The organism is Vibrio sp. 10N.286.49.C3, assembly GCF_041469545.1.
GTDB lineage: Bacteria > Pseudomonadota > Gammaproteobacteria > Enterobacterales > Vibrionaceae > Vibrio > Vibrio tasmaniensis_A.
The window spans coordinates 1-10,369 of the sequence record NZ_JBFRKT010000055.1; the positions used below are offsets into that span (position 1 = coordinate 1).

Annotated in this window: 7 protein-coding genes and 2 tRNA genes; 7 read left to right on the plus strand and 2 right to left on the minus strand. The window is 44.0% G+C overall.

Annotation, left to right across the window (positions count from 1 at the left end; genetic code table 11):
• Positions 1-471 precede the first annotated feature (471 nt).
• Together AB4180_RS19635 and AB4180_RS19640 are read left to right on the plus strand one after the other, a co-directional pair.
• Positions 472-558, plus strand: a tRNA-Leu gene (locus AB4180_RS19635).
• A gap of 65 nt (positions 559-623) precedes the next feature.
• Positions 624-697 (plus strand) — tRNA-Cys (locus tag AB4180_RS19640).
• Between the two features lie 79 nt (positions 698-776).
• Here the strand turns inward: AB4180_RS19640 and AB4180_RS19645 are convergent.
• Entirely contained in the window at positions 777-1,964 is a 1,188-nt protein-coding gene (locus AB4180_RS19645) for a hypothetical protein (RefSeq protein WP_102249627.1), read from the minus strand.
• A gap of 206 nt (positions 1,965-2,170) precedes the next feature.
• Positions 2,171-4,189 (minus strand): HEAT repeat domain-containing protein, encoded by a 2,019-nt coding sequence (locus AB4180_RS19650; protein WP_102249626.1) that lies wholly within the window; start codon positions 4,187-4,189, stop codon positions 2,171-2,173.
• Between the two features lie 134 nt (positions 4,190-4,323).
• Here AB4180_RS19650 and AB4180_RS19655 point away from each other — a divergent pair, with 134 nt between their 5' ends.
• Genes AB4180_RS19655 through AB4180_RS19675 form a run of 5 tightly spaced genes read left to right on the plus strand, consistent with a single transcriptional unit; the run spans position 4,324 to position 10,311 of the window.
• Entirely contained in the window at positions 4,324-5,397 is a 1,074-nt protein-coding gene (locus AB4180_RS19655; RefSeq protein WP_102249625.1) for a cytochrome-c peroxidase, read from the plus strand.
• The gene (locus AB4180_RS19660; protein ID WP_102249624.1) at positions 5,384-6,550 is read left to right on the plus strand and encodes a cytochrome-c peroxidase; all 1,167 of its coding nucleotides are present in this window, start codon (positions 5,384-5,386) and stop codon (positions 6,548-6,550) included. Before AB4180_RS19655 ends, AB4180_RS19660 begins: the two co-directional genes overlap by 14 nt.
• Entirely contained in the window at positions 6,547-7,131 is a 585-nt protein-coding gene (locus AB4180_RS19665; protein WP_102249623.1) for an arsenate reductase (azurin) small subunit, read from the plus strand. Before AB4180_RS19660 ends, AB4180_RS19665 begins: the two co-directional genes overlap by 4 nt.
• Positions 7,132-9,858 (plus strand): molybdopterin-dependent oxidoreductase, encoded by a 2,727-nt coding sequence (locus tag AB4180_RS19670; protein WP_198592254.1) that lies wholly within the window; start codon positions 7,132-7,134, stop codon positions 9,856-9,858.
• A gap of 9 nt (positions 9,859-9,867) precedes the next feature.
• A complete protein-coding gene (locus AB4180_RS19675) occupies positions 9,868-10,311 on the plus strand; it encodes a CopD family protein (protein ID WP_004731117.1) in 444 nt (147 codons plus the stop codon).
• The last annotated feature ends 58 nt before the right edge of the window (positions 10,312-10,369 follow it).

A 10,369-nucleotide genomic window follows, 5' to 3' on the forward strand; every position in this document is an offset into this window, starting at 1 on the left:
AATTACGCAACAAAGCCGATAAAAGATATAAAAATGCGGTTAAATATCGATGGCATAAGGTTGGGACAGAAAAGTTAATTCCAGAAGAGTGGCCTGTGTCTTAATTTATGTACAAAGTTTCGAAGCGGACATTGGATAGAATATTCTGTCCGCTTCATTTTCATATTAATCGAATAAACATCCTGTGCTGCATTCTTTGTGCGCTGCTCATTGCCAGTTTATCCTGTGCTCAATTGTTGTGTATAATTCTCTCTCGATTTTAGGTCGAAAAACAAACGTTGGAACGGTTTTTAACCAATTGAATCCAATAAATAAATTTTTTTATTGACTCATTATCTTAATCAGTTAAAGTACGCCTCGTTCTCAGGACAACACAGTTCTAGAGATAAAGAATTTTGTAATGTTGATTCATTTTGACATTAAGATGGTGTTTTACTTTTCAGTAATCGGCATCGCAATAAAGAATTGCGTGCCCTGGTGGTGGAATTGGTAGACACAAGGGATTTAAAATCCCTCGACGTTCGCGTTGTGCCGGTTCAAGTCCGGCCCGGGGCACCATCTATTTGATTGTTACCTTGTTGGGTAGTAATCAACAGAGTCGTTCTCTTAAAACACGACTTGAAGGCGCCTTGGCAGAGTGGCTATGCAGCGGATTGCAAATCCGTGGACCTCGGTTCGACTCCGGGAGGCGCCTCCATCATTTAGAAAGCTCGATCAGAAATGGTCGGGCTTTTTTACGTCTTTAGGAAAGTGATTTGGCTTTTGAGTGTTGCTAGTTAAAAGGTCCAAAGCTGATCAGTGAACTGTACTTTTTCGATACTGGATAGCACGTTCAAGCCGTCACGCGAAACAACGGTATCATTAAGCTGAAATTTACCATTCCCCAGATCATGAATTTGGTATTCACTTTTAGGGCCATGGGCGACCACTGTATTTACCCCCGCGTTTCCGGTTACGCGGTTGTCATGCTCGTTGATCTCAATATTCGCATCATTGTTACCTGATAGCGTTAGTTTAGTAAGATATTGAGAGTGATGAGTATAGGGCGTCGCTGCGTCATACCTCATTTTAAATGTTCCGGTGAATGTATCGGCAAGGTATGCATCGTAAGTCAATGTTGGAGAGAAAATCTGTTCTACTATCGCTTGTGCATCGGGGTCTTCTTTTGAGAAATCGTCGCGGGTTTTAACTTGGTATAATCCCCACATACCTTTGCCGTTGTATGCTCCCCAAAGCCCGTAGTAACTGTCAATTACAGCGGCAAAGTACTCTTGGTCAACACTGACTTCTTCTTGCCACTCTTCTAAAATATCACGGGGTGGCGTGTAAGCATGGTGTAATGCTTGTCTCTGTATCGCATTAAATTCTTTTTGAAATTCAGGTAATGCGGTTACTGCATCTTCAGGCGCGTTAAAAACCCCGATGCCATAGTCATGAACTAGGTGCAGAATTTCCTCATAAGAGGCGTCACGATGCTCTTCATAATCTTGTTGGACATACCATTCACCGCCTTCAGCCTGAATCTCTTCTTCGAACAAGGGTTGCCCGGGCAAGTCATCGTTGTATCGTGGCTCATCGTAATAATTCATTAGCTTTAGTATTGCGCCATTGTTGGCCATCGCGTTTGCAATCTCGCGTTTTGAGTCAGTGCTCCCATACTTAGTGCCATCAACAGGGGTCAGATAGTGGTTGAGAACATTGACGGCTTTGACTATTTGATAATCGCTCAGGCGATCCATAATCAAAATATGGATAGATTTGCCATTCGGGGCATTGACCGCCACATATCGGTTGTAGCCTGCTTGAGAGTATTCAGCGAATTGAGAGGGAACTTCTTCAATCGTGACCCCATGTACAACTGACGGTGCTGCGTTTGCCTGATTGAATAGCGATTTATTGTGATTTGAACCGCATCCAATGAGAAAGATAGCTGTCGCTAAGGTAGCTAAAGATAGAGTTTTCATGACACACCTTATTATTCATACGAAGTATCAATATACGGAACTGCAGTGCGTTGTTTAGTGACAGAAGTTGCTGTTAGACAAACCCATACAATACCTTACAAAGCGAGGCTTAATTCGTTGCTACTAACTTTACCGGCTGCGAGTGAAGTGAAAATGAAAGCCTCAAATCAATGGGCTTGATTTTGCTACGAGATTTGAGTTCTTTGTTAGGGGTGATTACTTGTCGTTTCAAGATACGTGAGAGTGGCTTGAAGAGTCGTTGAGGATCGGCGATCGAATTCACTTTCAAGTATTTCATAAACCGTATGTGCTTCAAAGTTCGCCAACTGTGGATAAAGTAACGGCTCTTCCAAAAGCAACCCGATCAGTTTCTTATGGGGATAAATACCATTAAGCGCAAGTTGATTGAGCGCTGCGTGCTGAATGCCGATATACGAATGTTTGATCAATTCTAATAATTGTTGCTCGTCATTGATGTGTTTTATTAAGCCGACTCTTAAAGATAAGCAGGGTGATGACATCAGTGACAAACGGTTCTGTTGTATCCAATCATCGCCAAGCCAGTCGAGGATGTCGCCGATATTTTCGGATTGCTCATCTAGCAATAGTTCTAACGTGAGCTGATTAAAGCGTGATGATTGTACATCGGAAAAGCTTATGCTGTGTCTACATAAGGCATGAATCCAGGCGTAGAATGCTGCTTTGGTTAGATGACTTATTTTGTCGTCAGAGCAAAGGCTGCACAGCCATGTTTTGTTTGAGCAAAACTCTAGAGCGATCGTTTGATTTTCAAGGCGCTCTATTTTTGCTGATCTTTTCGAGCGCTTTTTTACTGAAGTAGATGCGACGGTAGAGTTAGCGTTAGAGATAGCAGGTGAGTGAGCTTGTTTTAATGCATCAAGTGTTGATGTAATAAGTGCTGGTTGAGTATTAGCGTCAATGATTTCCGCGTTAATCATTTCATTTATAGGGGCTGTGTTCGTTGCTGTTCTACTTTTTACTGAAGAATCCGCAACTATGATACCTGATGTCCCTAAAGTGAGTTCTTTTAAATAGCTTTGGTGGCTAGTTTTTGGGTTTTTCGAAAGGTGTTCAATTAACAGTCGCTTGATAGAGTTACTACAAGCTTCCTGCTGAAGTTGTTGACGAATAAAGGCGACGCTAAGTTGTTCGGAAGTTTCAGTTAATAGGCTGTTTAGGCTGTCGAGTTGTTCTGACTCTTCCAACGTTGAAAACACTTGGTAGAAATGGGGTATAAAGCGGGCAAGTTGAAGCTGTTTGTGCTGACTTTCCAAACTGCAAATCAGCAGAAGGAGCGTTGTGGTTGAATAAGCAACATTGGGTTTATCTTGAAGTTGGTCAATGACGTCCAGCTTATCTTTGTTACTCATTAGCCCTGTGAGTGAATTGAGTGACATACCAGATAACAGCAATTCAAAATTAAGGTGCTTTATATCTACTAGGTAATTCCATTTCGCTAATTGATGTACGGAACTCTTTCTTATTGATGGATTTGAATGAGACAGGCCGTTTAAAAATACCTGCAGATATTCACGACAATCCATTTCAGATAGACGCTGAAATGCCACTTTTTGGCAGCTAATATCAGGGTGTTGTGTGGCTTTGTACAAGACTATTTTGTCTTGAGTGTTTCTCAAAAAAATCCGAGTATCAGCGGTGCTTTTGAGTACGTTGTTTTCATTTAGCAGAGTAGGGGAGTGGCGCGAAAGTAAAGCAATGAGTTTGCCTTTTAGATCTGGCTCCGGGTCATTCTGAAGTCGGTGTAGTAAACGCAGAGACTGTTCGTGATCTAATTCGTGTTTGTGATTGTCTAAAATCCGCGCAGCTATCAAGCGAATGTCATCTCCGTCATTCCAACCGCCATCCCAGTAGTCATTTTCGTCGCATACTGCTTCTAACAATACAGGAACAGCGAGTAGAGAGTGTTGGTTGTTCTCAATAGCCATTAACGATGCCAATTTAATTTCGCTGTCGTCCCAGTATTGATAGCAGTTGAGGATGGGCTCAATAGGCGCTGCATTATCTAAAGCGAGGCATTCAAGACTAGTGAGAACAAGGTCAGGATTCTGGGACTCTAACCTTTCTATAATCAGATATTTAGTGTTTTGAAAACGGCTTAATATTTGTGCTGCCAATACCTGTTCGGATAGGTTTCCAGTCAAATAGATGTGTTTAACTTTGTGAAGTAATTTATCTAGAGACATATATTCAAGCACCACTGAATTAACAAGTTTGAATAATAACTCTTATCATTTCTAATTGTATGATCCTAATCATATCTTTAATGTTTCATGTGTTAATAATAGGGGTAGATGATAGTAACCCCGAAGGAATGTCGATGAGCATCGCACTAAAAAGCTTGGTAGGAGTGTGTGCCCTTTTCTCTGCAACTCTATACGCCGCTCTGCCCCCTATGAGTATAAATACGGCGAAGGCAGAACTCGGTAAACGACTGTTTTTTGATACGCGCTTGTCCGGGGACGACTCGATATCGTGCTCCAGTTGCCACATTCCATCTAATGGTTTTTCTTACCCTGAACCGTTGAGCCCTGCCTATACGGGGAGTGATGGATTTCGCAATGCTCCAACACTTATTAATACAGTCTATAAAGAGGTGTGGTTTCACGATGGTCGTATTGGCACCAACCTAAACGATGTGGTGCGGGAGAATATCACTGAAGACTGGCTGATGAATATGGACATGCGTTTGATGCAGGAACGCCTCAAACAAGACCCAATATACGTTGAGATGTTTAAAGCGGCCAATCTTGGAGAACCGTCAAATGGCGGAGTACGCAAAGCTCTGCCTGAATACCTAAAAACATTGACTTCGAAAAACGTCCCTTTTGACAAGGGTGAGCTTAGCGACTTAGCGAGCCAGGGAGAAAAACTGTTCACAGGCAAAGCGGGGTGCAGCCAATGCCATCGTGGTGCTCTGTTTTCGGACGGAAAGGCACACAATACCGGAGTGCCAGAAAATCATGAGATATTTTTAGACCCAATGCGACATCAATCTTTTCTTGCCTACAACATGTTTATGGGTGTGCAAGATTACTTAACGTTAAAGCGCGATGTTGGTGCGCATGTTCAAACTCATAAAGCGGATGGTAGCGATCGCGGTAAGTTCATAACGCCAACGCTGCGAGAGCTCACTCAAACTGCGCCGTATATGCACAATGGCATGCTTGCCACGCTTGAAGATGTGGTTGAATTTTATAATCAAGGTGGTGGCGAAGACTCAAACAAAGACTCTCGAGTCACCACGCTTTCCCTAACGGACTATGAAAAAAAGGCGCTAGTGGCTTTTTTGGAATCGTTATCTGGAGACGCCCTTATAGGCGAAGAATACGATTGGTTAGACTATGACTTCGGTTACGAATACACGGAGGATTGGTCAAATGCTCGTAACTAAGCGCTCTGTATTAAAGGCAGCACTCTTTATTCTTATTGGGATGACGGGGCTTCCCAATGTTGTTAATGCAAGAGTACAGCTTGAGCCTCTAGGTGAGGTGCCTGTGCCTGCGGATAATAAACAAACACCCGAAAAAATAGAGTTGGGAAAGATCTTATTTTATGACGGTCGGCTAAGTGGCGATACGACTAGCCCATGTGCTGGTTGCCATATCCAATCTCAGGGCTGGGGTTTTCCTGATGACTTATCCATGGGGTACCCAGGTACGGTACATTGGCGTAATAGCCAAACGATTATTAATGCGGCTTATTATGACAAATTTTTCTGGGCGGGCAGCGCTATGTCATTGGAAGCGCAAGCCAAAGATGCTGCGAAGGGCGCGGTCGCGGGTAATGGTGAAGATGACATCATGGAAGCGCGTTTAGCGTTAGTACCTGAGTATGTTGAACGTTTTAAGCGAGTGTTTGGTGATGATACTCCGAAAATACACAACGCTTGGCGTGCTATAGCCGCGTTTGAACGTACGATGATTCAACGCGACACACCAATAGACAACTATTTACTCGGTGACAAAACCGCTTTGTCTGAGTCCCAATTGAAGGGTAAAGCACTGTTTGAGGGCAAAGCGAATTGCATAGCTTGTCACAACGGGGCTTTGGCTTCTGACCAGAAATTCTACAACATTGGCGTGCCGCCAAGCCCTTGGTGGAATGATGATGGACTGGCACAGATAACGTTTCGATTTGAGCTTTATTCTAAAGGTGTCACCGAAGCGATGTACCGCACTACAAAGGCTGATCCCGGTGCTTACTTTCGTGCAAAACGTAAAGAGATGTTAGGTAAGTTTCGCACGCCAAGCCTACGTTATACAAAATACACAGCGCCTTACATGCACAATGGCACTATTCCAACTTTAGAAGCGGTGATCGATTTTTACGATCGAGGTGGTGTGGCGGATGACGGGCGCACTACTGGGTACCCTAAAACCAAATCTGCTTTGATCCAACCTCTCGGTTTAACGGAGCAAGATAAAAAAAACTTACTGAGTTTTATCGAAGCATTTTCAGGTGAACAGATTTTTATTGAAGAGCCAACCATTCCAGAATACCAACCGCTATTTACTAAAGAAGAACTTGCTGGAGCAGAGAAATGATCGCCAACTCAGAGCAAAATTCGAGTAAACGACACAACAAATGCATGATGTCACGACGTGATTTTTTACTTTATTCCGGCGCAGCCACTGCCGTCTCTATGGTTCCTCTGACCTTATTTGCAGGGACTGATTCTGAAACTCAGGTAGAAGGTCGTATTGTCGGTTACCCGCGTAAGAAAATCGCAAAGTTAAGTCAACTCAGTAACCACATTCCGGTTCACTTTCAATATCCAGATGAAGGAAAAAACTCGATTGCGATGCTGGTTAAATCCGACATCGAATGTGGCGGTGGGATAGGGTTACAGCGAGATATTGTGGCGTACTCGATGACGTGTACTCATCAAGGTGGGCCTTTAACCGGTGCTTATAAAGCAACAGGGGAGCATCGCATTGTCGGGCAGTGTCCATTCCACCTGTCTACATTTGATTTACGACGTCATGGCATTATGGTTTCTGGTCAAGCCTTTGAGAGCTTACCTCAAGTACTGCTGGAGCTAGAAGGTGATGATATCTATGCGGTCGGGGTTATGGGATTGATCTTTGGTCGCATGGAAAACCTGATCGATGTGGAGGTAATCTAGATGACTCAATCTCCTGCAAACAATCAATTTAATCAAAACCATTCATACCTTCAACCGAGCAGTACTTTATTGCCGCCTGCTAGTGCGGAAGTCATCACAACAGCGTGTGACTATTGTATTGTTGCGTGTGGTTATAAGGTTTATCGTTGGCCCGTAAATAGCCCTTCAGGCGGCGCGGCTGCTAGTGAAAACGCCTTTGGTGTCGATTTCCCGGTTCATGCTCTGCAAGCTTGGGTTTCGCCACAGCAACATAATATTGTTTCGCATAATGGCAAACCACACCATGTGGTTGTAGTGGCAGACAAAGACATACAGGTCGTCAATAAAGGCGGTGATTCTTCGGTTCGTGGTGGACTGCTCGCAAGAAAGCTTTATAACCCAGAAACACCAACCAAAGATCGATTGAAGCAACCACTTGTTCGAATTAACGGTCAGTTACAACCGGTAGAATGGGATTTTGCGTTGGATATAGCAGCCCAAGTCGGCCGTCATGTGATTGATACGCACGGTTCAAACAGTTACTGCGTAAAAACCTATTCCTATCAGTATATTGAAAACACCTATGCAATAACAAAGTATGCATTGCGCCATGTCAATACCGCGAATTTTTCGTTTCATGACACGCCGTCAGATGTCACTGCAACCCCAGGGTTTCGAGATGCGGGTTTTGATAATTTTGCTCCAAGTTATGATGATTGGGGCGCGGCAGATACTTTGATGATCTGCGGAACAGATCCGTATGAGACAAAAACCATCATCTTTACGCAGTTTATTATGCCAGCGGTGCATCGTGGGATGAAAACCGTGATTTTGAACCCTCGTGAAACCGCTGGAATAGCGTGGCTTAAAGCTCAAGGTGGATTACACCTCGATATTAACCCTGGTAGCGATAATCTTGTGATTGGTGCAATTGCTCGAGTGATCTTAGAGCAAGGTTGGCAAGATAACGAGTGGATTGAAAACTGGGTCAATAATAAATGGGAATCGAGCTCAGGTTTTGGTCAGGGTACGCGTAATACGCCATGGCAGTGGAGAACCACTTGGGGCAAATTCCAAACGAATGGCTTTGATGATTATAAGCAATGGAATTTGGAGCAGAAAGAGTACGCACCTGAGTATGCCGCGTCGATAGCGGGTATCGATGTGGAGAAGATTCATAAAGCTGCTGAGATGTTGGCAATGCCAGTGAATGGTCAAAGAGTTAAAGCCTCAATTGGTATAGAGAAGGGCTTTTATTGGTCGAATAATACCGGAAATACCAACGCCATTGCCTCCCTTGCAACGATCATCGGTACTGGTGGCCGAGAAGGGCGTGTCATTGGCCGGTTTGGTGGGCATCAACGCGGTGGGCTAGCGGGTGGGAAACTACCAAGGAATAAGTCACCTGAAAAAGTGGCAGGCAGACGCAGACGCTCAATAGACACCGATAGATATCTCTATTCTGGGCATACCCGTATGGCCCATGTCATTGGTACGACATGGATTCAAGCTATGTGTGGCAGCTATGGGTTGAAAGAGAAATTCACCGATTTAACAACACGTAACCCTCACCAAGCGACGCGACGTGATAAACAGCACATTATAGATACACTAAAAAAGCGTGCAGATTCCGGTGGAATAGTCGTCATCAATCAAGATATTTATTTACGTGATCCTATTGGCAAACAATTCGCTGATATCATCTTTCCGGCCGCGACTTGGGGGGAAGAGGATTTCATGCGTGCTAATGGTGAGCGTCGTCTACGCCTTTACCAAAAGTTCGCTGATGCGCCGGGTCAGGCTAAGCCAGACTGGTGGATTGTTGCTCAAATGGCTTCGCGAATGGGGTACGATGGGTTTGATTGGCAAAACTCAAATGACGTTGCTGAAGAGTCATCACGATTTAGCCGTGGTAGCCGTAAAGATTTTAATATGATTAAAGTTGCAGCACATGCTGAAGGGGAAACTCTTCATCAAAAGCTCGCTGAATTTGGTACCGAAGGGATTCAAGGGCCTGTTTTTTATAACTATGATACCAAAAAGCTGATTGGCACTAAGCGCTTGCATGACACTGAAATGAGTTGGGATGATTTGGTCGACAAAGGGCTACAGGATGGGCCTCAAGGCGCCAATATTATGCGTAAACAGCTCACTCAATTTAATAGTCAGACGGGGAAGGTCAATCTTCAAAAACATCCTTGGGATCTGTTTAGTGATTTCCATACTTGGCTTACTCCCCAAAAGGACGAGTTGTGGTTCTCGAATGGTCGTATCAACGAAATTTGGCAGTCAGGGTTTGATGATACCGAGCGCAGGCCTTACATCACTCATCGCTGGCCTGAAAACTGGATTGAAGTTCACCCAGAAGATGCGGAAAAGCGGGGCATAGAAGCCGGAGATGAAGTGCTTGTGTACTCGGAGCGGGTGGCCAATTTTAAAGATACGATTCTGGGTATCGAGTCAGACGATTTCCAGTTTAGTAACCTAATGAAAAATGGTCACATTCAACTGGATTACGCGGAGATTAAAGCCGTTGCGATTGTCACCTCAGCCACGAAGAAAGGTGTGTTGTATTGCAATATGATGGACATGAAGAACCCAGCGAATGCTTTAACAACAAGGGTAGTTGACCAAATCAGTGGTAACTACAACTACAAAATGGGCGTCGCCAAAATAAAGAAAGTTGGTGAATCAAAATATAAGCGTGAGTTTGAAGGATTCTCCTTTGCACCACGTAACATTGTGTAAGGGAAGTTTATGTTTGGCGTATTATTGGTTTTGCATGTCTTGGCTGCCACCATTTGGACGGGAGGGCACATTATTCTCAGCGTCGTTATCCTTCCTAAAGTCTTGAAACACCGTTCTCCAGAAATGTTATTGGAATTTGAGCAAGGGTACGAAAAGGTGGGAATGCCTGCTTTGGTAGTTCAAGTGGTGACTGGGTTGATGCTCGCTTATCACATGTTGCCGGACGTTAGCTTATGGTTTGATATGTCGATTCCACTGGCTCATGGCATTGCCGCTAAATTGACGTTGCTGTCTCTGACGGTATTGCTAGCCCTAGACGCACGCTTTCGTGTGATTCCAAAGCTATCGAAGGACAACTTGGTTGATATGGCGCTGCATATTGTGCCAGTGACCATTATTTCAATTTTGTTTGTGGTTGTCGGAGTTTCATTTAGAACGGGTTGGCTAGTTTGATATGTTTGCACGTTTAGTGCGGAATATTTGACAATGTCTAAGTTAGATAAGTTAGATA

Coding starts and splice junctions, on each gene's coding strand:
- AB4180_RS19645 (WP_102249627.1), bottom strand. CDS start 1,964: ATGAAAACTCTATCTTTAGCTACCTTAGCGACAGCTATCTTTCTCATT.
- AB4180_RS19650 (WP_102249626.1), bottom strand. CDS start 4,189: ATGTCTCTAGATAAATTACTTCACAAAGTTAAACACATCTATTTGACT.
- AB4180_RS19655 (WP_102249625.1), top strand. CDS start 4,324: ATGAGCATCGCACTAAAAAGCTTGGTAGGAGTGTGTGCCCTTTTCTCT.
- AB4180_RS19660 (WP_102249624.1), top strand. CDS start 5,384: ATGCTCGTAACTAAGCGCTCTGTATTAAAGGCAGCACTCTTTATTCTT.
- AB4180_RS19665 (WP_102249623.1), top strand. CDS start 6,547: ATGATCGCCAACTCAGAGCAAAATTCGAGTAAACGACACAACAAATGC.
- AB4180_RS19670 (WP_198592254.1), top strand. CDS start 7,132: ATGACTCAATCTCCTGCAAACAATCAATTTAATCAAAACCATTCATAC.
- AB4180_RS19675 (WP_004731117.1), top strand. CDS start 9,868: ATGTTTGGCGTATTATTGGTTTTGCATGTCTTGGCTGCCACCATTTGG.